The organism is Pseudomonas sp. GZJR-8, assembly GCF_002916705.1.
GTDB classification, from domain to species: Bacteria; Pseudomonadota; Gammaproteobacteria; order Pseudomonadales; family Pseudomonadaceae; genus Aquipseudomonas; species Aquipseudomonas synxantha_A.
The window spans coordinates 17,652-40,405 of the sequence record NZ_JXSI01000003.1 but is presented as its reverse complement, the minus strand read 5'-3'; the positions used below and the strand labels follow the sequence as shown (position 1 = coordinate 40,405).

Genomic DNA, 22,754 nt, shown 5'->3' with positions numbered 1-22,754 from the left:
TACCTGATATCAGCATAGAATCATTCGGCAAAAAGGGATGTTTTTTACGTGATCCAGAATGTAGTGATATTGCTGTGGTTGGGGCTGTGCGCTTTACAGGATATGCGTGAGCGGCAAATTGCTAATACGCTGACCCTGGGCGTCGGATTACTGGCGTTGATCTACCTGCTGTGGACCGGCTCGACGTGGCTCGGTGCTCCACGCAGCGATGGCGGCCTGGCCCTGGTGCTGGCGCTCGCCCTGACCCTGCCGGGTTATGCGTTGGGCCGCTTCGGCGCCGGGGATGTGAAGTTGTTGGCAGCCCTGGGCTTGGCCTCCAATACCGAGTATCTGCTGGGGTCTCTGATTGGCGCGGGCATCGCCATGGTGGCATGGGCACTTATGCATCAAGGGCTTAGCTCAAGCCATGTAGAGCGGGACGCGCAGGTGTCAACAAAACAGCCTTTTGCACCCTTTGTTCTGACAGGTTATGCCGCCTGCTGGCTTTGGATCCACTAGTCGTTCGAGTTGATTAGTCGTATGTACATAGTCAGAAAGTACGTCTACGTTTAATGAGTGGTTGTGGGATTTTTCGTCAGAAAGGATAGGTCACCTTTTGGCTTGCCAGGCATGGAGTAGCGCGTGAACAAGCTTACATCTGCAGTAAAAGTGCTCGTAGTCGACGACCAACCGTTAATCGTAGAGGAGCTCTGTGAATTTCTTGAAAGCAGCGGGTACCGTTGTGTCCCGTGCGAGTCCAGCAAACAAGCTATAGAGCGTTTCAGCGAAGACCCTCTGATCGGCCTGGTGCTGTGCGATCTGCATATGCCGGACATGGATGGCATCGAACTGGTTCAGGCGTTGCAACGCGTCGCCGGCAAGCATCGTGCATTTGAAGCGATCATGCTCACCGGGCGCGCCGACAAGCAGGATGTGATCAAGGCCCTGCGTGCAGGGATCGCCGATTACTACCAGAAACCGATCAACCTGGATGAACTGCTCGAAGGCCTCAAGCGCCAGGAAGCGGCATTGGAGGAGCGGCAAAAGGACCTGCAACTGGGTACGCTTAACCAGAAGTTGCAGTACCTGTCCGAATCCATCAATGACTTGTATATGGACCTGGACAAGGTGCGGCGCAACCCGGCGCCCAAGGCCAGCGACGGCGAGGCGATGGCTGACGAAGCCGGGCCAGTGGAAATCCCGGCGATCTTCAATCAGTTGTCTCCGCGCCAGTTGGACGTGGCGCGCCTGGTCGGCAAGGGGCAGACCAACTACCAGATTGCCTGTGAACTGGGGATCACCGAGAACACGGTCAAGCTGTATGTGTCCCAGGTGCTGCGCCTGACCCATATGCACAATCGCACACAGTTGGCGCTGGCGTTGTCACCGAGCAACTCGGCGATGGGCCAGCGGGTGACGGCGCACTGAAAGCCCAGTCAACGGCAGAGCAAAAGCAGGTAGAGATTCAATGTGGGAGGGGGCTTGCCCCCTCCCACAGTCACCCTATTTATTCCCGCTCTGCGCAGACCCGCCCACCTTCTGATCAAAGAACTCCGGGATCGGATGTTTGTTGCTGTCCAGCCAGCGCTTCAGCGCCTGCTCGCGTTCCGCCGGCGTGGTCTTTTGCGGGTTGGCCGAGGCTGCGCGCCCGCTGAGTTGCAGGGCCATCCAGTTTTCTGTTTCCGCCTGCTGCGGCGAAGACGGTCCAGCCTCGATGGCCGATGCTGCGTAGGGCAGGGCCAGCAATGCGAGGCTGGCGAGGTAATGGAGTTTCATCATCGGCTCCCTATTTCACAGACGCCGGCAGCGTGTCGCTGACGGCCGCTACCTGGTCTTTGGATGGACGTACCGTTGCCGCAGCCGCACCCCTGATGCGTTGCGCGCGTGCCTGGGCCTGTGTCACTTGCTCGGGGCCCAGCCCGAGTTGGCCGACCACTTTTGCGGCCTGCTCCCAGTTGTCCTGGTAAATCAGCAAGGTCACCAGGTTCACCGCCGCCAATTGATCGCTCTGCTTGAGTTCGATGGCGGTCATGAATTCAAAGCGTGCGTCTTCAAGGCGCAGTTGATCGAGGTACACCACGCCCAAGTCATTGCGGATTTTTTCGTCGGTGGGCGCCAGGCGTGCCGCACGTTGCAGATGGGCCATGGCCTGGCCATTGTCGCCCTTGGCCGATGCCAGTTGCCCCAGGCCGTGCTCGCCATCGGCGGCCAGGCAGGTGCCGAGCAAACTGCGGTACAACGGCTCGGCCTCGGTGCGGCCCAGCAGGCGATAGGCGCGGGCCTGGCGCTGGCGCACCTGAGGCAAGGTAGCGGGCAGGTTTTGCAGGTTGGCCAGGCTGGCGTGCAGCTTGCCTTCGTTGGCCATGTCGTCGGCCAGGTTCAAGGACAGCTCCTGGTCCGAGCTGGGTTTGGGGCAACTGCCGGGCGCCAGCAAGCCGGCCCACGGAGCCAGGCCATTACTGGCGCAGCCACCCAGCATCAGCACGCTTATGGCGACAATCAGTGGCTTCATAACAGACTCCTCAGAAGTTATTCAGGGCGCGGGAGATGGCGATCATGGCCGGGCCCCCGAGCACAATCAGCAAGGCTGGAAACAGGAACACCATCATCACCACCGACATCTTCGCCGACATTTTCGAGATGTATTCCTGCAGGCGAGTCAGGCGGCGGTCATCGAGCAATTGCTTGAGCGCCAGCAGCGACTTCATCGCGCCGCCGCCCTGCTGAATCAGTTGCTGAAGAATGATGCAGGTGTCGGTGAACTCGTCCACCGCCAGCAGGCGCGCGGTCTTGCCCAGCTCCTCGGACAGCTCCAGGCCCGAGTCGACTCGCGCCAGGATCAGGCGCAGTTCATGGGTCAAGTCAGGGAGCAGGCGCTGGGCTTCGGTGCTCAACACTCGCAGTGATTGCTCAACCGCCATGCCGGATTCGAACAGGATGCGCAGCAGCGGAATGAACGTGGAGATTTCCCGAGCAATGCGTTCCTGGCGATATTTGGCGCTGAGGGCCAGGACGCGCTTGGGCAGCAGGTAACCAATCCCCAGGGCCACCGCCGGCGCGATCCACGGCGAGCCGGCATGGGGGAACAGCAGTTGCTGGCCCAGTAGGGTCAGGCCCAGCAGCACGATCGGTACGCCGACCTGGCAGGCGGCAAACATCGAGCGTTGGTTGGCCTTGCGCCAGCCCACACGGTTGAGCAGGGTCTGTGTTTCGTTGTCCAGGCTGACCGAGCGCTGGGCCACCTGGCTTGCGCCCAGTTGGCGCATCAGGCTGCCGAGTTTGTCTTCGCGGGTCAGGTGGCCTTGCAGGCGCTGGCTGACCATGCGCTGGCGCCGCCGTTGCTCCAGCAGGTTGCCGGCTATCAAGGCGACGGCGGCGAGCAACAGCAGGATGCTGATCAGAATCGCCATTTCAAATACTCCGCAACATGCGCCACATGACGAAGGTGCCCGTGATGTCGAGCGCCACCGCGGCCAGCAACAAATAGCGCCCGGTACCGTCATTCCACATGCTCATCAGATAACCCGGGTTGACCATCAGGAAGTAGCCCACCATGACGATGGGCAAGCCCGCCAACACATAAGCGGTCATGCGTGTTTCACCGGTCATGGCCTTGAGTTGGCGTGCGCCCTGCTCACGCTCGCGAATCATCTTGATCAGGTTCTCCAGCAATTCACTGGCGTTGCCGCCGTAGCGGTGGTTGACCTTCAAGCCCAGGGCAAACAGGCGAAACTCATCGCGTTCATAGAACTCGGCAAAGTCGCTGACAGATTCCGGCAGGCTTACGCCCATCTGCACGTTGCGCTGGATGCGGCTCATGGCCTGCTTGAGTGGCGCCTCGGTGCTGTCGATAGCACCCAGTACGGCATCGGCGAGGGTACGGCCCGACTTGAGGCTGCGCACGCTGTGGTCCAGCAGTTGCGGCAATTGTTCGATCATGCGCTGCACGCGTCGCTGGTAGCGCCAGGCAATGTACAAGCGCAGCAGCAGCGGCGGCGCTATCAACAGGGTGAGCAAACCCAGCCAGTCGGCCAGCAGGTAGCCCAGCAACATGCCCACGGCCCAGCAACAGAGCCACAACCCGAGGCGATCGGTGGGTTTGCCCAGGCCGGCACGCTGGAACATGCGCTCCAGCGCAATCCAGCTGCCGTTCGGTTCCTGGGGCAACGGCTGGCCGTCGGCGAGACGCTCCAGCACGCGGTCGGTGCCCGCCTGGCGCAGCCCGCGCTGGAACAGCCACACCGACAGGCTGATCAGCAGGATGCAGATGAGCAGCAAGATAAGTCCGGTCATGGTGCCCTCTACAACGGCAATGCCGATTCACGCCGCAGCTTGTCGCCGGCCGGGTTGAGCGCCTCGCGCAGGAAGCCAAAACCGGTACGGCGGTCCAGGCGAAACAGGGTATTGGTGACATACACGTCATCGCGCACGCCCACCACTTCCACCACCTCGCTGACGCACCGGCGCCCATCGGGCAGGCGTGTCAGCTGGATCACCACATCGAGTGCCGCACAGATCATTTGCCGCAGGGTTTTTTCCGCCACCACGCGCCCGGTCAGACCCACCAGGGTTTCCAGGCGCAGCAGCGCGTCCTGGGCATTGTTGGCGTGCACGGTGCTCATGGAACCATCGTGGCCGGTGTTCATGGCGGTCATCACGTCGAGTACTTCTACGCCGCGAATTTCGCCAAGAATGATGCGGTCGGGTCGCATCCGCAGGGCGTTGCGGATCAGGTCGCTGGCTTTGACCTCGCCATGCCCTTCGGCATTGGGCGGGCGGGTTTCCAGGCGCACCACATGGGGGTGGCCCAGTTGCAGTTCGGCCACATCTTCAATGGTGACCAGGCGCTCATGGGGGTTGATCAATTGGCTGAGGATATTGAGCAGCGTGGTCTTGCCGGTACCGGTGCCGCCACTGATAAGGATATTGCAGCGCTTGCCCACCGCCTCCTGGAAGAACTCGAAGATGCTGTGGTCTATGGTTTGCATCGCCACCAGGTCGCTGCTCTTGAGCATGTCCTTGCGAAACTTTCGGATCGACAGGCAGGGCCCATCCAGGGCAATCGGCGGGATGATCGCGTTGACCCGGCTACCGTCAGGCAGGCGCGCATCGACCATTGGCGAGGATTCATCCAGGCGCCGCCCCAGTGGCGCAAGGATGCGCTGCATGACGCGCTCCACATGGTGCGCATCGATAAAGCGCAGGTCGCTCTGGTACAGCACACCGTCGCGCTCGATAAACACCCGGTGCGGGCCGTTGACCAGGATCTCGGTCACCGACACATCGCGCAGCAGCACTTCCAGTGGGCCGAAGCCGGTCAGCTCATCGACGATTTCTTCGGCCAGGCGCTCCATCTCATAGCGCGAGATCGCCAGGTGCATGCGCGTGATGTATTCGGCGACTTTGTCGATGACAAATTGCGCCAGGGATTGGCGCGAGCCTTCCAGCAAATTCTGTCCGGACTCCTCGATGGCGTCGATGATGTAGCGATGCAGCACCAGTTTCAGGCCGTCGTGATCGTTGTGCGCGGCGGCGCCGCGAGTTGGGGCGCCGAAGAGTTTTTCGCCGTTCATCGACCTGGCCCCAACAGGCGCTCGAACCAGCGCGTCGAGGGTTTTGCAATGCCCTCGGAGCGTTTCGCCAGGCGCTCACCCAGCTGACGCAGGGCTTGGGTCAAGGCTTCGCGTGGCGCCAAAGTGAACAGGCTTTGCCCCTGGTTCTTGGCGTTCAGGCGCACTTCGGGGCTCAGCGGCAATACGGCGATGCACTCAAGGCCGAAGCTTTTTTCCAGGGCTTCGGTGTCGGGCGCGCAGCCTTTGATATAGCGGTCGACAAGCAGCTTGGCATGGTCGAGTTTCATGCCTTTTTCGCGCCACAGGTTCAGCACCGCGAGGTTGCGGCGACAGTCCAGTACGCCCTGGTCGGTGCACCACAGCAGCTTGTCGCAGTGGCTGACAAAGGTGCGCAACGCTTCGCTGTCAGCCTGGCCGGTGAGGTTCACCACGATGTGCTGGAAGTGCTGGCGCAGGGCGCTGAGCAGCATGTACAGCTCGGCGGCGCTGGTCACTTCCAGGGGCTCTTCGTTGCCGGCGTAGGCGAGGATGCGCAAGCCCGTGTCGGTGCTGGTGAACGCGCTGTTGATCAGTGTGGTGTCGAGGCGGCGCAGGTGGCGCAAGGCGTCGCCGAAATTGAAGGTGCTCTCCAGGCCCAGCAGCGCGAGGCTGTCGCCCTTGGGCAGGCCGAGGTCGAGCAGCAGGGTTTGTTGGCCGCTCTTTTGCACCACCATCGCCAGGTGGCTGGCGAGCAGGGCGCCATCGGTATTGCCCTGGGCGCCGTAGAGCACGGTCAGGCCGCCAAGGTGGGCATTGGGCGCGGTGGGCGGCAGGCGTTTGCTCAGGCGCCGCACCAGCCCGGCGACTTCACTGGAGCGCGAGCCATAGGCGACAAAGTCCCTGGCGCCGGCGCGCATGGCGTTGAGTACCAATTGGTTATCCATGCCATCGCCGAGCGCGACCACCGCCAGCATCGGTTTGGCTTCCAGTGCGCCTTCGATCAAGGCGCTTTGGGCCACCAGGTGCTCGCGGTCCAGGCCCACGAACACCAGGTTGGCGAAGGTCACGTCCACCAGCGCCAGCAGTTCGTCGAGGCTGCCGCCGCCCACGCTGATCACTTGACCCAGCGGTGCCAGCGCACCCTGGAGCCATTCCAGGTCGGTGCTGTTGCGGGTGATTGCCAGGAAGGTCTGGCTCAGGCTATCGCTCATTGGGAAAGTCCACTGCGACGGTCGAAGTTGCCGTTTTCCAGGAAGAACAGGCGGAACCAGTTCGGGTCATAGTTGCGCAGTTTTTCGCCGGGCAAGGACGGCAATTGCGCATTGGCCGCCAAGGGTCGAACCAGGTGCGGGGTGACAATCATCAGCAGCTCTTTCTCTTCGCTCTGGATATTGGAGTCACGGAAAAACGCGCCAAGGATCGGGATATCGCCCAGGCCCGGAAGCTTGGCGATGGTGGAGCGGTTGGTGCTGCTGATCAGGCCGCTGATCACGAAGCTTTCGCCGTCGGCCAACGACACGCTGGTGTCGGTACGTCGCACGGTCAGGGCCGGCACCTGAATGCCCTCGATGCGGATCGCATTGTTGTAATCCAGTTCGCTGACTTCCGGGGCGACTTTCAGGGCGATGCGGTTGTGGTCGATAACCGTGGGCGTGAGGGTCAGGCGAATGCCGAACTCCTTGTATTCGATGGTGATGGTATCGCTGCCGGCACTGGGCACCGGGATCGGCACTTCACCACCGGCCAGGAAGGTCGCGCTCTGGCCGCTCATGGCCACCAGGCTCGGGCGCGCCAGGGTGTAGGCAAAGCCGCTGCTCTCCAGCGCGTTGATCAATGCCTTGACCCGCCCACCACCGAAACCGATGTTGAAGCTGTCAGCGCTCACCGGCAATTTGAACACGCTCTCGGCTGGAGACAGCAGGTCGGGGCTGCCGAGGAAGAAGTTCTTGCCCATGCCGAGGATCTTGGTGCTGGCTTCCTTGAGCTTGGTACGGCTGACTTCGACGAAGCGGATGTCGGTCTGCACTTGGCTGGGCAGTGTCGGGTCCTCGGAGGGCGACAGCGATTGGCTGGTCAGCGCCGAAGTGGCCTTGCCCTTGACGAACACCATGCTCTGGCGCGGGCCGGTCGAGCAGCTCGTCCACACCATCAGGCTGGTGGCGCCAGTGCCGACGCCGGTCAGCAGGAAATTGCGGTCGCCATTGACCCGCACGTCGGCGATTTTCGGGTCGCCAATGGCCAGGCGCGTGATCGCCACCGGCGAGTGCAGTTCGGTTTGCAAACCTTCGCCCACCTCGACCACAGCGGGCAGTTGGCCCAGGGTGTTGCAGTTACCCGGTGCTGCCATCGCCACGCCCACGGGCAAGCACGGCAGCATCAAGGCCAAGGCCAATTGAGCGTAGCGTTGGCTCATTCAAGGCATCCTTGTTCAATCAGGGGGTTTGGGGTGCTGAGGCTGCGCCGCGAATCACTTCGATGCCGCGGCGCTGGCCGGTGTCGGCAACCGTGGGGGCGATTTTCTTCGGCGGTCCGCTGAGGGCCAATTGAGTGAATTGGTAGAGGTCGCGGTTGGCGCTTTGCACTTTGTCCGGGGTATCGCTTTCGCCAGCCCAGTAGCGGCTGAGCAGTTGCTCATCGGCACTGCGCACGGCCAGGCGCAACGTGCCGGCCTGGGAGGCGAGCATCAGCCGGCTCAGCAGCGGTTCTGGCACTGCCAGCACGACGCTACGCGCGGAGGTACGGCGTTGGGCCGCCTGGGCGCGTTCTTCGGCGGTGGCCGGTGGCGGCACTGCGGGTTGGCCGTCGTTGGCCAGGCCCAGTTGATCGCCGACGCTGAGCAAGCGAATCGCCGGAATAACCACCTGTGCCGACTGCTCGGCATTGGCATTGTCCTGGCGCAGGAACAGCAACACATCGACGTAATCGCCGGGGCTCAACTGGCCACCGGCCCCGATGACTTCATCGACAGCCACGGCCAGGGCACGTTCATTCGCCCGGATCATGCGGGCCAGGGGGCCGCCGGCGGTGAAGCTTTCTTCGTTCAGCCAGGTGCCGGCACCCAGGGCACGCAAAGGCGCGCGGCCGATGGCCTGGTCGAGACTAGTGAGGCTCCCGGCCGGGACGGTGCGCAGTTTTTCCACCGCCACATCGGCGGCAGTGAGAGCGACGAAAGGCGGCACCGCGTGTACCAGCACCACCACCGGCTGGCGGGTCTGGTCCTCGACGACGGCGACGGTTTTTTCAACGGAAATGACAGGTTCTGGTGATGGGGCCGCCACTGGCACTGGAGAACGGCTAAGCACCAGGCCCCAATACCCTGCAATCAAAGCCCCAACAAGCAGCAAGCCAGCCAGGACCATGCTGATGCGACTGTTCATGACGGCTCTCCCTATCCTGTTGCACGGCTTTTTTCCCGTTACTTCAAACGAGTTAAATTCGCAACTTGGCTGTGATGAACAACTAACGATTTGGCTATTTGAAGGTAGCTCAGCTAGGACAAAATGCCATTACCGAACGAAAAAATTATCTGAGGTTCAAGGGTGGTCCTGTAAATGCAGGATGTGCGGCGTGTTTGCGGCGACTAATACTTTGTGATTAATGCGTTCTTACAGTTGTGAGTGTTAAATTTCTTGACAATGCTCTAGTGGCACACGGCAATCATTGTGCGGGCCAGCTGTAACGGCGCTTTGTGGCGCATGAAGGAGATCTTCCTATGATCCTTGACCTGTTCTTGAAGTTGTACATTCATGCCCAGTTATTTCTGCGTCGCAGAGAGGGGGCGTCGGCTATTGAATATGTGATTATTGTGGCGATAGTGGCGTTGGTTATCGTCGGCATTGGTACTGGGCTTGGCGATAAGATAAAAGGCATCTTTAAGCAAGTGTCTGATGCGCTGCCAGCTGCGCCTTAACCGTAACTGGTGTACGTTTTCGTTCCGGTGATTCTTTTTATCAGGTACTGCCCATGAGCAACCCCTCGTCATCCCGCCAAAAAATCCTATTGGTGGACGACGAGGAGGATGCGCTGATCGAGTTGGCCGAATCCCTCGAAAACGAGGGATTCGTCTGCTTTACCGCCACGTCCGTTACTTTTGCCCTGCAAGAACTGACACTTAATCCCGATATCGCCCTGGTTATCACCGACCTGCGTATGCCCGAGGAAAGTGGTATCTCCTTGATCAAGCGCCTGCGCGAACATACCTCTCGCTCGCATTTGCCTGTGATCGTGATGTCCGGTCATGCCGAGATGGATGATGTCAGCGATATGCTGCGCTTGCAGGTGCTGGATCTATTTCGCAAGCCGATCTATCTGGTGCGGTTGATTGATACGCTGGATAACTTGTTTCCCCCCTCGAAGCCTCATTGATCGATGGATCAAATGCGAGTGCTGCCTGACAACTGACAGGTATTGAACTAATACACCTCGGTCAAAATGTGGGAGGGGCGGTGCGACGATTCGACTTGCCCCCGATAGCGGTGGGTCAGGCAAAAATGCATCTGCTGACACTCCCTCATCGTGGCATGGGTATCTACACAAATTCAGTTCGCAGCCCCCTACGGTAACTACGATGCGAAGCGAGCCGCTCTTGATCTGCTTTTGATCTGAGGCGCCCCGTTAAACCACGCTGGCCGGAATTCGACAGGGATTTGGGGGGGTAAACCGGCAGGGATGCCGGTTTAGCCGCCCCGCGCCATGGATGGCGCGGGGCGGCGGCCCCCCAAATCCATGGCGGATTACGGGCACACCGAGCCTAAGCGAGGTGCCGAGTGGTGGGGCAAGAGCCCTTTTGGTTACTTTTGGCTGGGCCGGCATTCCGGGCTCTTTTCCAAAAGTGACCCGCTGTAAAAGCGGAACCAATAGTGGCCGTTACCTAAATAACGGATATGTACTCGGTCTAATCCAACATCCTGGTCGGCCCTGAGGCCGCCATCGGGAGCAAGTCGAATCGTCGCACCGCCCCTCCCACATGTTCACCGAGTCTGATCCAACAAATGATCAAGGCATCAAGCTCCTCAAAGCTGATAACTGAAACTCAGCGTATACCGTGGCCTGCGGTTAAAACTGTCCAGGGCGATATCCGACATCGGCTTGGCCGCCTCCAGGGCGATGTTGTAGTACTTGTTATCGCCAAAGCGTAACCCCACTGCCGCCGAAGACATGTCGCTGGCCTTGACCGGCAGGTCGTTGAACCAGGTCTTGGCGCGGTCGAGCACCACGTAGGGTTGCAAAACCTTCACCCAGTTGCCAGCACGGTTGAAGCTGTAGTTGACCTCGTACGCCACCCCCCAGCCCTTGTCGCCCGAGCCTTGATCATCAGGATAGCCACGCCCGAAGTTTTGCCCGCCGAAGGTGGCGCGTTCGCTGTCGGGCAAGGTGTTGTTGCTCCAGTACAACGCACCTGAGAGCACGCCTTGCCAGTTGTCGAAGAACTTGTCGCTTTGCACGCCGGAGAGGCGCAGGCGGAAGAAATCGAGGTCGGGTTTTGCCACGTCCAGGTCACTGCGCGCCTTGGCGCCCAAACCGTCGATGCCTTGGTACAGGCCGCCGCTGATGATGCGTAACCGGCGTGCGTCGGCCTTGCGCCAATCACCCTCGAAGGCGAGGGCGCGCAGGTTGGATTCGATGTCGAAACTCAGCGGGTAGCCCACCAGCTTGTAACGGGTGGTCTGGTCCACCACGTACAGGCGTGTGCCCAGGCTCAATGACTCGGTGGGAGAGGCGATAAACGGGTGGCTCAGGCCGATGGAATAGCGATCGATCGACTGGTGCGGCTTGAGCTCGAAGCCGCCGTCCAGTTGCACGCTGCTGTTGGGGGCGGCGCGGTAACGTTCGGCAGCGAGTGCCAGTTGGGTGCCCTCGGCATTGATGAACTGGTTGTAGTCCACACGGTAGTAATGCTCTTTGTCCTCGCCGGGCGGGAACAGGCCGCTGACGGTCAGTTGTTCGCCCATGAACGTTTGCGAATTGCTGGTGGCGCTGAGCAAGGCTTGCGTACCGCCACGGCTTTTCTGCACCAGGCTCATGCTGGTGGTGAAAGGTTTGCGGCTGGCCTGGATCTGCATGTGCGTGGCGCCATCGGTGGTGCCGGGCGGTGGCACCTGGGCTTGTACGGTCAGGCCGGGAATGCGGCTCATCAGCGTGGTGTAGCGCTCGAAGGTCTTGCGCGTCAGCGGGCGTTCGGCCAACAGTTTTTTCGCCAGTTTGTCGACGTAGGCCGACACCGAGCCGATGTCGCCGGTTTGCTGGTAGTCCTTGATGTAACCCTCCACCAAAACAACGCGGACCAGGCCGTTTTCGAAATTCTGCTGTGGCAGGAACGCGTAGGACAACAGGTAGCCGTCCTCCTGGTAGCGGCGGGTGATGCCACGGGTTGCTTCGATCAATTGCGCGAGGTTGGTCTCACGGCCAATCAGCGGTGCGTAGACTTGGGCCGTCTCGGTCAGCGGGTAAATGGTGCCGCCTTCGATCTGCAGCTTGCGAATGGTGACCTTGGTGTCCATCAACAGGGGCTGGCCGGCAGTCGGCGGTGTTTCAGGCACTTGGGTTTGTGGTGTGGCCGGTCGATAGGCATCGGCGGGCAGGTTGGGTACCGGCAAGGTGCGCACGGTGTCATTGCTGTTCAAAAAGCTGGGAAGGGGCTCGGCCTGGGCGTAAGCGCTGAGGGTTAGCATTAACAACGGCGTTAATACGCGCATAGGACACTCCATGGTCAACTGCAGCAGCGCTTCGGGCCCGCCGGGTTCTGGGACTCGGTTCGGGAGGGTGGCGGCTCATCACACAAGGCGTCGCCCATAAAAAAGACGAGAGACTTATTTAGGGTCTCTCGTCTCAACCAAGCGTAGGCGCTGTAGGGGAGGCCGTCTAATCGGCCAGGTGCATTTCTATTTGCCGGTCAGGCCGTTCAACAAACCGCCCAGACCGCCAGTGGCTGTAGTGCCGCCGGTGGTTGTGGCAGTGCCTGTGGTCGTGGTGGTGGCGCCGATGTTCAAGCCACCGAGCAGGCCACCGCTGGTGCCGGTAGTGCCGCCGGTGACCAAGCCACCCACCGAACCTACAGTGTTGCCGACAGCCGTTACGGTGGTGCCCACTGCGTTGGTGATCGGGTTTGCATTGGCGGCAGTCAGGTTGGTGCCTACGCTGCTGACTGCCCCTCCCACTTGCGTCACCAGCCCGTTGACCGGAGCGCCAACGCCAGTGGTAGTACCAATGTTTTGCGTCAGCGCGGTGACGCCGGATGTGACCGGGTTAAGCGCGGCGCCGACATTGGTTGCCACTGCCGCGACTGGTGCCGTGGCGCCTGTGTTGGCGACACCTGTACCACCCAGCACAGTCCCTACCGAAGCGATGGTGTTGCCCAGCGCGCCACCGGTTACACCCGCTGCACTGACCGTGCCGTTGGTGTTGCCGACATTCAGGCCGGTACCGACGTTGCTGACCAGGCCGCCGACCAGTTCTGGAATGCCGGGAGCTGCGGTGCCACCGGTTGGGGCGACATAGCCGCCAGACTTGTCGAGCGTGCCGCCAACGCCAGTCAGCACGCTGCCGACCACGGTAGTGACAGGGTTGCCGGTACCGCCAGTACTGGCGACTTGAGTCCCCAGGCTGGTGACCGTCGAGCCGACTTTATCCAGCAGGCCATTGACTGGAGTGCCCAGGCCGGTTGCCGTACCGAGGTTGCCGGTGGTGTTTTCCACCAGCGATACCACAGGCACCACTACTTTGCCGCCGAGGGTGTTGGTCAACGAGCCCAATGGGCCGGTGGTGCTGGCGGTACTGAGGGTATCGCCGAGCATGGTTACCGTAGTGCCGACTTTATCCACTACGCCGCCGACTGCAGTGCCTACGCCACCTGTCAGGCCGCCGACGACGGGTACACCGCCGAGGGTGGTCGACAGTGATTGGCCGGTGGTCGAAAGGCCGCTGCCCAAGTCAGCAACGCCGCCGCCGACACCTGCGACCGTAATGCCCAGCGAGTTGCTGCTGGTCCCCAGGGAACCCAAGCCTGTTGTGACTCCGGTGCCGATGGTGTTGACAGCCGTGCCGACCGAGGTGACCAGCCCGCCTGCTGTTGTGCCTACGATCGGAACCGCGGTCAGGGTGCCGCCGAGATCACCCACCGCTGTGCCTACATTGCCTACGGTGGTGCCGAAGGTGCCGGCGATCTGGCCAGTGATCAGTGGGGTGGTTGTCGAACCTGTTCCGCCGCCAGTGCCACCACCCGTCCCGCCGGTGCCGCCACCTGTGCCGCCAGTACCGCCGCCGGTCCCACCAGTGCCGCCGCCTGTGCCGCCAGTGCCACCGCCCGTCCCGCCGGTGCCGCCACCTGTGCCGCCAGTGCCACCGCCGGTCCCACCAGTGCCACCGTCAGTGCCGCCCGTGCCGCCGCCGGTCCCACCAGTGCCACCGTCAGTGCCGCCCGTGCCGCCGCCGGTTCCACCAGTGCCACCGTCAGTGCCGCCGGTTCCGCCGCCGGTTCCGCCAGTCCCACCGTCAGTACCGCCAGTACCGCCGCCAGTGCCACCACCAGTCCCGCCACCCGTGCCGCCGTCACCTGTGCCCGCACCTGCGCCAGCATCCGGCGATGACGCCGCCACGCTGGATTTATGCCCGCCGCCACCACTGCTGCAGCCGCCGAGGCTCATTGCCAGAATCAGGGCCAACGCGGTACTTGCTTTCCACAACACGACTTGAGTTTTCATGATTGAGTTCCTTGCACCTGGTACAACCTGGGTTGTTTCAAACCTTCGCTACTTCTTGGGGCAGCAATAGATTTGTCCGTGGTTCTATCTCAGGCCATGGCACTCTTTCGCACAACGCTCAACTTGGTATTAACAATTTATATACCCTAGGCATCGGTCAACTTAGCGACTAATACAAAGGGTGTATGGCAAGGATGCTTACTGAAATTTAGGTGATGTAAATCAAAAGGTTGAATAAATAAGCGGACCTCGTAAGGTCCGCTATAACTTTGGGTGTATATATACAATTAATCGGATTTTTTAGGCGATCGGCTGCCACTTTCCGAACATATGCTCAATGCCGCCCGGCCCTTTAAGTTCCAACTCGCCACTGGAACCGGCTGCGCTGCTCATCAATATCACTTCACCGGGCAGGCGCACGGGTTTCCTGAACTCGACATTGATTTCAATATTGGCGGCCGGCAGGTGTTCTCCCAGCGCCGCGAGCGTGCGGGCCTTGTTCCACAGCCCATGGGCGATGGCTTGGGGAAAACCGAACAGCTTGGCCGTCGGCGCACTGAGATGGATGGGGTTGTAATCGCCGGACACGCGGGCATAGCGGCGACCGATATCGGTGGGCGCTTTCCAGCGGGTCAGTTCGTTGAGCGGCCCTGGGACGTGCACGCTGTTATTCAGCGATTCGCCTTCAAGCTTTACGCCACGACAGAGCATCTGGCTTTCGGCTTCCCATAGCAGTCCAAGGGCATCTTCGACCACGGTCGCAATGTCAAAGGTCGCGCCCTTGGCGTGGGGCTGTAGGTTGTGCGCGTACACACCGATGCTCAGCTCTCCCACGCCGCCCAGAGGCCGGTGAATGCGGATGCGATTGCTCAGGTGGACCAGCCCCAACAGCGGAAACGGAAACGCCTTGTCGGTCAGCAGTTGCAGTTGCAGACCGAACGCCAGGATGTGCGGGTAAGTCGCTGGCAGCATCGGGCTGTCGGTGAACCCGCAGACCTTGCGGTACGCCGCGACGGCCTTGGGATCGACGCTGACCCGACAGCGCCAGCCGCGTTCGGGCAACGTGCTGCCGGTGATCTTGCGCTTGAGTGCCGCACGCCAGTACAGCGGGAGTAGCGACGGTGTGCTGTCCAAGGTTTGCCATTGCATGCTTATGCTCCCAGAAGACTTTGCCCACACACACGCAGCGCCTGGCCGCTGACGGCACCGGAGCCCGGCTGGCCGAGCCAGGCCACGGCTTCGGCCACGTCCTGTGGCATGCCACCCTGGCCAAGTGAACTCATGCGTCGCCCGGCCTCACGCAGGGCAAACGGGATGTGTGCGGTCATCTGGGTTTCGATAAAGCCCGGCGCCACGGCGTTGATGCTGATCCCGCGTTGCTTCAAAAGGGGCGCCCATGCCTGGGCCAGGCCGATCAAACCGGCCTTGCTCGCGGCATAGTTGGTTTGCCCACGATTGCCGGCGATGCCACTGATGGACGCCAGCAGCACGACCCGTGCGTTGTCGTGCAGAGTGCCGCTGTCGAGCAGGGCCTTGGTCAGCACTTGCGGAGCATTGAGATTCACCGCCAGCACTGCGTCCCAGTATTCGGGCGTCATGTTGGCCAGGGTTTTGTCACGGGTGATGCCGGCGTTGTGCACCAGGATATCGAGCCCGTCGGGCAAGTGTTCGACCAACTGGCTGGCGGCGTCTTCGGCGCAGATATCCAGCACCACCGTACGCGCATTCAGGCGTGCGGCCAGGGCTTCGAGGTCGGCCTTGGCCTGGGGCACATCGAGCAAAATCACCTCGGCACCGTCGCGGGCCAGGGTTTCGGCGATGGACGCACCGATGCCCCGGGCGGCGCCAGTGACCAGCGCCTTGCGCCCCGCCAGCGGGCGCGTCCAGTCTTCGACCGGGGTGTCGCAGGCTGACAGGCGAATGACTTGGCCAGAAATGTAAGCGCTTTTGGGCGAGAGGAAAAACCGCAGCGCGCCCTCTAATTGGTCCTCGGCCCCGTCACCCACATACAGCAACTGCAACACGCCACCGCTGCGCAGTTCCTTGGCCAGCGAGCGGCTGAATCCTTCCAGGGCGCGCTGGGCGCTGGCGGCAAACGGGTCGCTGAGGCTTTCCGGCGCACGGCCGAGGATCACCAGGTGCGCGCTATGGTCTAGGTTTTTCAGCAATGGCTGGAAGAACTCACGCAGTTGCTTGAGTTGGTCGGTGTGCTTCAAGTCACTGGCGTCGAACACCACCGCCTTGAGCTTGGGGCCGTGCCCGGGAATCCACACGGATGCCGTCGAGGCTTCTGCGCCGTAGCTGTAGATGGCGTCGGTGAGCCGATTGGCAAACGCCAGCACCTTGCTCGTCAATGCGCCGCCGCCCAGCAACAGTGCGCCTTCGACCGGGCGCAGGCGTCCGGCTTGCCAGCGTTCCAAGCGTACCGGTGACGGCAGGCCAATGGCGGCGACCAGGCGATGGCCGAGGCTTGAGTTGGCGAAGTCGATATAACGGTCAGACATGGAACGCTCTCCGAAGGCTGGGGTTCAAAGGGTTGACCATCCCAGGGTAGCAGTCGTTCGACTAGGCTCAGTGATCAAGCCCATAACCGACAGAGGGAGCTTTTCATGACTCAATTGCGCCGAGTGGCGATCATTGGCGGTAACCGCATTCCTTTCGCCCGTTCCAATGGCCCTTACGCCACGGCGAGTAACCAGGCGATGCTCACCGCCGCCCTGGAGGGCCTGATCGAGCGCTACAACCTGCATGGCCTGCGCATGGGCGAGGTGGCCGCCGGCGCGGTGCTCAAGCATTCCCGCGATTTCAACCTGACGCGCGAATGCGTGCTCGGCTCGCGGTTGTCGCCGCAGACCCCCGCGTACGACATCCAGCAAGCCTGTGGCACCGGCCTGGAAGCGGCGTTGCTGGTGGCCAACAAAATCGCGCTGGGCCAGATCGAGTGCGGCATTGCCGGCGGGGTGGACACCACGTCCGATGCACCGATTGGCGTGAATGAAGGGCTACGCAAGCTGCTGCTCAAAGCCAACCGCAGCAAATCCATGGCAGACAAATTAAAAATTCTGTTACAACTTCGTCCCCAGCACCTCAAGCCGGAACTGCCGCGCAATGGCGAACCGCGCACTGGGCTGTCCATGGGCCAACACTGCGAACTGATGGCCCAGACCTGGCAGATCCCGCGTGCCGACCAAGACCAGCTGGCGCTGGAGAGTCATCAAAAGATGGCCGCGTCTTACGCCGAAGGCTGGCACAACGATTTGCTCACGCCGTTTCTCGGCCTCACCCGTGACAACAACCTGCGCCCGGACCTGACCCTGGAAAAACTCGCCGCCCTCAAGCCGGCCTTCGAGCGTAGCGAAAAGGGCACGCTGACCGCCGGAAACTCTACGCCGCTGACCGATGGGGCCTCCCTGGTGCTGCTCGGCAGTGAAGCGTGGGCCAAGGAGCGGGGGCTGCCGATTCTTGCGTACCTGCGTGATGGCGAAGCGGCGGCGGTGGATTTCGTCAACGGTGCCGAGGGCCTGTTGATGGCGCCGGTGTATGCGGTGCCGCGCTTGCTGGCCCGCAATGGCCTGACCTTGCAGGATTTTGATTACTACGAGATCCACGAAGCCTTTGCTGCCCAGGTGTTGTGCACGCTCAAGGCGTGGGAAGACGCCGATTACTGCAAGACGCGCCTGGGCCTGGATGCTCCGTTGGGGGCTATCGATCGCAGCCGGCTCAATGTCAAGGGCAGTTCTTTGGCGGCAGGCCATCCATTTGCCGCCACCGGCGGGCGCATCGTTGCCAACCTCGCCAAGTTGCTGGATGCGGCGGGCAAAGGGCGGGGGTTGATTTCGATCTGTGCTGCTGGCGGCCAAGGGGTGACAGCGATTATCGAACGCTGATTGCCAAAAAAATTGGCCCATTGCATGCATTCTGAAGGGGTCAGAGGTCGGTAGCCTCTCCCACCGGCGAGCTGATTGCCGTATAACGAGTGCCACACGCGTGTTTGGTAATACAGGACCCACAATAAAAGCTGATGAAGACTCCTAAACGCATTGAACCCCTGATCGAAGACGGTCTGGTCGACGAAGTGCTGCGCCCACTCATGAGTGGTAAAGAAGCAGCTGTTTATGTGGTGCGCTGCGGCAACGAATTGCGTTGCGCGAAGGTTTACAAGGAGGCGAACAAACGAAGTTTTCGTCAGGCGGCCGAATACCAGGAAGGCCGAAAGGTCCGTAACAGCCGCCAGGCCCGGGCCATGGCCAAGGGCTCCAAGTTCGGCAAGAAAGAAACCGAAGATGCCTGGCAGAACGCCGAAGTGGCGGCGCTGTTCCGCCTCGCCGGTGCGGGCGTTCGCGTGCCCAAGCCGTACGACTTCCTTGAGGGCGTGCTGTTGATGGAGCTGGTGGCCGACGAGTACGGTGATGCGGCGCCGCGCCTGAATGACGTGGTGCTGGAGCCGGACCAGGCGCGCGAGTACCACGCCTTTCTGATCTCGCAGATCGTGCTGATGTTGTGCACCGGCCTGGTGCATGGTGACCTTTCCGAGTTCAACGTACTGCTTACGCCGACGGGCCCGGTGATCATCGACCTGCCCCAGGCAGTGGATGCGGCGGGCAACAACCACGCCTTCAACATGCTGGAGCGGGACGTGGGCAACATGGCTTCCTACTTTGGACGCTTTGCCCCGGAGCTGAAGAAGACCAAGTACGCCAAGGAAATGTGGGCGCTTTACGAAGCCGGCACCTTGCACCCGGCCAGTGTGTTGACCGGTGAGTTCGACGAACCGGAAGAGCTGGCGGACGTAGGCGGTGTGATCCGCGAAATCGAAGCGGCGCGGCTGGATGAAGAGCGTCGCCAGGCGATTCGCGCGGCAGACGATGCGCCACCGAGCAAAGTGCCGGACGAGCCACCGCCGCCGCCTTGGATGCAGTAACTCAAAACGGCGCGTTCCAATGTGGGAGCTGGCTTGCCTGCGATGCAGACCCCTTGGTGTATCAGTGACACCGAGGTGATGCTATCGCAGGCAAGCCAGCTCCCACATTGGGTTTTGTGTTTATCCGGTCAGGCGCAGCAGTTCCCCGCCGCCAACTCCTTGAGTATCGGGCAATCGGGCCGATGATCGCCCTGGCAGTGCTCCATCAGGTCCTGCAGGGTGTCGCGCAGTTGCCCCAACTCGCGAATCTTGTGGTTGAGCTCGTCTATGTGCTGGCGCGCCAGGGCTTTTACGTCGGCGCTGGCCCGCTGCCGGTCTTCCCACAAGGTCAGCAGCTTGCCGACCTCTTCCAATGAAAACCCCAGGTCCCGCGAGCGCTTGATAAACGTCAGGGTGTGCAGGTCGTCGTGGCCATACACACGGTAGCCGCTATCGGTGCGATGGGCCGTTTTCAGCAGGCCGATGGATTCGTAGTAGCGAATCATCTTTGCACTCAGCCCGCTGGTGCGGGCGGCTTGGCCGATGTTCATGGGCGTTGATCCTCCAGGTCCTTGGGTTTCCAGGTTTTCAACAGCAGTGCATTGCTCACCACGCTGACGCTGGACAAGGCCATGGCAGCCCCAGCCAGTACCGGGTTGAGCAGGCCGAAGGCGGCCAGGGGAATGCCGATCAAGTTATACACAAAGGCCCAGAACAGATTCTGTCGAATTTTTGCATAGGTCTTGCGGCTGATCTCCAGCGCGGCCGGCACCAGGCGCGGGTCGCCGCGCATCAGGGTGATACCGGCGGCGTGCATGGCCACGTCGGTGCCGCCGCCCATGGCAATGCCGATATCGGCAGCGGCCAGCGCCGGGGCATCATTGATACCGTCGCCCACCATGGCCACCACCCCGGTTTTTTTCAGCTCGGCAACGGCGGCAGCTTTGTAAGCCGGCAGCACTTCGGCGTGCACGTCATCGATCCCCAACGCCTGCGCAACGACCCGTGCACTGCCGTGGTTATCGCCGGTAATCAGGTGGCTGCTGATGTGCTGCGCCTTGAGTTGTTGCACCGCCTCAAGTGCGCCGGGCTTGAGGGTGTCGCCAAACGCAAACAGGCCCAGCACACGCGGTTGCGCACCTTGCTCGATCAGCCAGGACAAGGTGCGGCCTTCGGCTTCCCATTCCTTGGCACGCTGAGCCAAATCGCCTGCGTCCAGACCGGTTTCCTCCAGCAGGCGTCGATTGCCAAGCGCCAGTGGGCGACCGTCCAGCGTACCGGCAATGCCGCGTCCGGTCAGGGATTGGCTGGCGCTCACATCGGCCACGTCCAGACCTTTCTCTTGGCAGGCATCCAGCACGGCTTTGGCCAGCGGGTGTTCACTGCCGCGTTGCAAGGCGCCGGCCTGTTGCAATAAGAGGGATTCATCGCCGTCCACCGCCGCCAGATGCGCAATTTTTGGCGCGCCGGAGGTCAGGGTGCCGGTCTTGTCGAACACTACGGCGCTCACGGCATGGGCGCGTTCCAGGGCTTCGGCATCCTTGATCAGAATACCGTGGCGTGCTGCGACGCCGGTGCCGGCCATGATCGCGGTCGGCGTGGCCAGGCCCAGGGCACAAGGGCAGGCGATCACCAGCACGGCGACCGCATTGATGATCGCGGTTTCCAGCGATGCGCCATACAACCACCAGCCCACTACGGTGATCAGTGCCAATACCAACACGGCCGGTACGAACACCTGGCTGACTTTATCCACCAGTTTCTGGATCGGTGCCTTGGCGGCCTGGGCGTCTTCGACCAGGCGGATGATGCGCGCCAGCACGCTCTCCGCGCCCAGGGCCAGGGTGCGCACCAGCAAACGGCCTTCACCGTTGATGGCACCACCGGTGACCGGGTCGCCGGGCTGTTTCGGCACCGGCAGGCTTTCGCCGCTGATCAGCGCTTCATCGGCATGGCTTTGGCCTTCCACCACCTCGCCGTCTACCGGGAAGCGTTCGCCGGGTTTGACCAGCACCAGGTCACCGTGCTTCAAGGCATTGATCGCGACGTCTTCTTCGCGGCCATCCAGCACGCGGATCGCCCGTTCCGGACGCAAGGCTTCAAGAGCGCGGATGGCGCTGGCGGTCTGGCGCTTGGCGCGGCTTTCCAGGTATTTGCCCAGCAGCACCAGAGCGATGACCACCGCTGAGGCTTCGAAGTACAGGTGCGGCGTCACGCCTGGGGCGGCGGTGAGCCATTCATAGATACTCAGGCCGTAGCCGGCGCTGGTGCCGATCGCCACCAGCAGGTCCATATTGCCGGCGCCGGAGCGTACGGCTTTCCACGCGGCGACGTAAAAGCGCGCACCCAGAATAAATTGCACCGGTGTAGCCAGGGCAAACTGTATCCAGGCCGGGAGCATCCAGTGCAGGCCGAAGGGTTCTACCAGCATCGGCAGCACCAGGGGCAGCGCCAGCACAATCCCCGCCACCAGCGCCCAGCGTTCGCGGCGCAGGCGCCCGGCCTGGTCGGCTTCGGTGGCGGTTTCGCTTTGTGGCAGGGTGGCGGTGTAGCCGGCCTTGTCGACTGCGGCGATCAACACGCTGGCATCCATCGGGCCGAGCACTTCGATATGGGCGCGTTCGTTGGCCAGGTTGACGCTCACGCGTTGCACCCCCGGCACCTTGCCCAGCGCGCGTTCGACGCGGCCGGCACAGCTGGCGCAGGTCATGCCGCCGATGGGCAAGTCAAATGTGGTGGATCCATTCATGGGGCAGTCCTCCAGAAGAAGTTGCCACTAGGATCAACCTTAACCTGTGGGGAAGGTCAAGCGTCTTCAGTATTCCAATGCGGCAGGTTTGAGGTACATGCCGTCCTGGCCCTGGGCAATACGCAATTTGCGGACATCACCGGCTTTCAACGTAATGTTCTGCGCCGCCGGCGCCAGCATCCCTGGCTGGCAGCCCGGGGACTGGCCTGGCAATAGCTTGAGGCGCAGCGACACGTTACCTGCGGGCAGATTGAACGAGGTGGCTTGTTCCTGGAACAGGCGTCCGGCCAGTTGGTCCTGAAGATACAGGCCAATTTCGCAATTGGTGGGTACTTCCAGGCGTTCGCGGGAAATGATCAGCACCGCATAATCTTCAGCGGCGAGAGCCTGGGGCGCAGCGGCAGACAAGCTCATCAGGCCGGCAAGGGCAAAAAACGACCAGCGCATGGCGAATGCTCCATGGTTCACAGCGAGGAAAGTTGAAGCTTGGCCGACGTCGCCTGCGAATACCAGCCCGGCCGATTTTTTTGAAACTTGACCTTGCCATCATGGCAAGCTTGAGACTGGGTTCAACCTCATCAAAGGAGTCATGTCATGCAAATATTCAATGTTGAAGGAATGACCTGCGGCCATTGCGTTCGATCAGTGACCCAGGCGGTACAGAGCCAGGACCCGGCAGCGAGTGTCGAAGTAGATTTGGGCGCTAAAGAAGTGCGCGTGGCAAGCAGTCTGCCCTCGGATAAGGTCATCCAACTGATCACCGAGGAGGGCTACACCGCCAAACTGGTGTGATTTTTTCTGATCGTTAGCGACCTAACGTAATGTTCACGGCACCCAAGCGCGGCTAGACTGTCGAGCTGCCGACTCACTTGGGT

Annotated in this window: 22 protein-coding genes; 7 read left to right on the top strand and 15 right to left on the bottom strand. The window is 61.6% G+C overall.

The features are described from left to right. Positions 1 to 48 precede the first annotated feature (48 nt). Both TK42_RS06525 and TK42_RS06520 read left to right on the top strand, forming a co-directional pair. Complete coding sequence (locus TK42_RS06525; protein ID WP_032878094.1) at positions 49 to 498, top strand: prepilin peptidase; 450 nt, start codon at positions 49 to 51, stop codon at positions 496 to 498. A gap of 123 nt (positions 499 to 621) precedes the next feature. Beyond that, positions 622 to 1,407: a response regulator transcription factor gene (locus TK42_RS06520; RefSeq protein WP_032878093.1), complete on the top strand. Its 786-nt coding sequence runs from the start codon at positions 622 to 624 to the stop codon at positions 1,405 to 1,407. 75 nt (positions 1,408 to 1,482) lie between these two features. On the opposite strand, the gene TK42_RS06515 is transcribed toward TK42_RS06520, so the two are convergent. Genes TK42_RS06515 through cpaB form a run of 8 tightly spaced genes read right to left on the bottom strand, consistent with a single transcriptional unit; the run spans position 1,483 to position 8,908 of the window. Continuing rightward, a complete protein-coding gene (locus TK42_RS06515; protein ID WP_032878092.1) occupies positions 1,483 to 1,755 on the bottom strand; it encodes a DUF3613 domain-containing protein in 273 nt (90 codons plus the stop codon). Positions 1,756 to 1,765: 10 nt separating this feature from the next. Next, a complete protein-coding gene (locus TK42_RS06510; protein ID WP_103733867.1) occupies positions 1,766 to 2,491 on the bottom strand; it encodes a tetratricopeptide repeat protein in 726 nt (241 codons plus the stop codon). Between the two features lie 10 nt (positions 2,492 to 2,501). Continuing rightward, entirely contained in the window at positions 2,502 to 3,389 is an 888-nt protein-coding gene (locus TK42_RS06505; protein WP_005784440.1) for a type II secretion system F family protein, read from the bottom strand. 1 nt (position 3,390) lies between these two features. Continuing rightward, positions 3,391 to 4,272: a type II secretion system F family protein gene (locus TK42_RS06500; RefSeq protein WP_032878090.1), complete on the bottom strand. Its 882-nt coding sequence runs from the start codon at positions 4,270 to 4,272 to the stop codon at positions 3,391 to 3,393. Between the two features lie 8 nt (positions 4,273 to 4,280). Continuing rightward, entirely contained in the window at positions 4,281 to 5,552 is a 1,272-nt protein-coding gene (locus TK42_RS06495) for a CpaF family protein (protein WP_032878088.1), read from the bottom strand. After that, a complete protein-coding gene (locus tag TK42_RS06490; protein ID WP_032878087.1) occupies positions 5,549 to 6,742 on the bottom strand; it encodes a pilus assembly protein in 1,194 nt (397 codons plus the stop codon). The genes TK42_RS06495 and TK42_RS06490 overlap by 4 nt, the downstream gene beginning before the upstream one ends. After that, the gene (locus TK42_RS06485; RefSeq protein ID WP_032878086.1) at positions 6,739 to 7,944 is read right to left on the bottom strand and encodes a type II and III secretion system protein family protein; all 1,206 of its coding nucleotides are present in this window, start codon (positions 7,942 to 7,944) and stop codon (positions 6,739 to 6,741) included. Before TK42_RS06485 ends, TK42_RS06490 begins: the two co-directional genes overlap by 4 nt. 19 nt (positions 7,945 to 7,963) lie before the next feature. Then, positions 7,964 to 8,908, bottom strand: coding sequence for a Flp pilus assembly protein CpaB (gene cpaB, locus TK42_RS06480; protein WP_103733866.1), 945 nt, complete (start codon positions 8,906 to 8,908; stop codon positions 7,964 to 7,966). 335 nt (positions 8,909 to 9,243) lie between these two features. Between cpaB and TK42_RS06475 the strand changes: the two genes are divergently transcribed. Continuing rightward, positions 9,244 to 9,441 (top strand): Flp family type IVb pilin, encoded by a 198-nt coding sequence (locus TK42_RS06475; RefSeq protein ID WP_032878084.1) that lies wholly within the window; start codon positions 9,244 to 9,246, stop codon positions 9,439 to 9,441. Between the two features lie 53 nt (positions 9,442 to 9,494). Further along, entirely contained in the window at positions 9,495 to 9,896 is a 402-nt protein-coding gene (locus TK42_RS06470; RefSeq protein WP_032878083.1) for a response regulator, read from the top strand. Between the two features lie 647 nt (positions 9,897 to 10,543). Here the strand turns inward: TK42_RS06470 and TK42_RS06465 are convergent. From TK42_RS06465 to TK42_RS06450, 4 genes are all read right to left on the bottom strand, one after another. Further along, a complete protein-coding gene (locus tag TK42_RS06465; protein WP_103733865.1) occupies positions 10,544 to 12,226 on the bottom strand; it encodes a ShlB/FhaC/HecB family hemolysin secretion/activation protein in 1,683 nt (560 codons plus the stop codon). 186 nt (positions 12,227 to 12,412) lie between these two features. Beyond that, entirely contained in the window at positions 12,413 to 14,230 is a 1,818-nt protein-coding gene (locus TK42_RS06460) for a collagen-like triple helix repeat-containing protein (RefSeq protein ID WP_103733864.1), read from the bottom strand. Between the two features lie 300 nt (positions 14,231 to 14,530). Beyond that, complete coding sequence (locus TK42_RS06455) at positions 14,531 to 15,379, bottom strand: MaoC/PaaZ C-terminal domain-containing protein (RefSeq protein ID WP_078820200.1); 849 nt, start codon at positions 15,377 to 15,379, stop codon at positions 14,531 to 14,533. A gap of 2 nt (positions 15,380 to 15,381) precedes the next feature. Beyond that, positions 15,382 to 16,734 (bottom strand): 3-oxoacyl-ACP reductase, encoded by a 1,353-nt coding sequence (locus tag TK42_RS06450; RefSeq protein WP_032878079.1) that lies wholly within the window; start codon positions 16,732 to 16,734, stop codon positions 15,382 to 15,384. Between the two features lie 105 nt (positions 16,735 to 16,839). Here TK42_RS06450 and TK42_RS06445 point away from each other — a divergent pair, with 105 nt between their 5' ends. Together TK42_RS06445 and TK42_RS06440 are read left to right on the top strand one after the other, a co-directional pair. Continuing rightward, on the top strand, positions 16,840 to 18,117 hold the full coding sequence (locus TK42_RS06445) for an acetyl-CoA C-acetyltransferase (RefSeq protein WP_078820201.1): 1,278 nt from the start codon (positions 16,840 to 16,842) through the stop codon (positions 18,115 to 18,117). 134 nt (positions 18,118 to 18,251) lie between these two features. After that, complete coding sequence (locus TK42_RS06440) at positions 18,252 to 19,151, top strand: PA4780 family RIO1-like protein kinase (protein ID WP_005784460.1); 900 nt, start codon at positions 18,252 to 18,254, stop codon at positions 19,149 to 19,151. Positions 19,152 to 19,279: 128 nt separating this feature from the next. On the opposite strand, the gene cueR is transcribed toward TK42_RS06440, so the two are convergent. From cueR to TK42_RS06425, 3 genes are all read right to left on the bottom strand, one after another. Next, complete coding sequence (gene cueR / locus TK42_RS06435; protein WP_003188242.1) at positions 19,280 to 19,681, bottom strand: Cu(I)-responsive transcriptional regulator; 402 nt, start codon at positions 19,679 to 19,681, stop codon at positions 19,280 to 19,282. Continuing rightward, on the bottom strand, positions 19,678 to 21,879 hold the full coding sequence (locus tag TK42_RS06430) for a cation-translocating P-type ATPase (protein ID WP_103733863.1): 2,202 nt from the start codon (positions 21,877 to 21,879) through the stop codon (positions 19,678 to 19,680). The genes cueR and TK42_RS06430 overlap by 4 nt, the downstream gene beginning before the upstream one ends. Before the next feature lie 66 nt (positions 21,880 to 21,945). Next, a complete protein-coding gene (locus TK42_RS06425) occupies positions 21,946 to 22,326 on the bottom strand; it encodes a hypothetical protein (protein ID WP_032878074.1) in 381 nt (126 codons plus the stop codon). A gap of 147 nt (positions 22,327 to 22,473) precedes the next feature. On the opposite strand from TK42_RS06425, the gene TK42_RS06420 reads away from it, so the two are divergent. Beyond that, positions 22,474 to 22,671 carry a heavy-metal-associated domain-containing protein gene (locus TK42_RS06420; protein ID WP_078820204.1) on the top strand — a complete coding sequence of 66 codons (198 nt, stop codon included), beginning with the start codon at positions 22,474 to 22,476 and terminating at the stop codon, positions 22,669 to 22,671. The last annotated feature ends 83 nt before the right edge of the window (positions 22,672 to 22,754 follow it).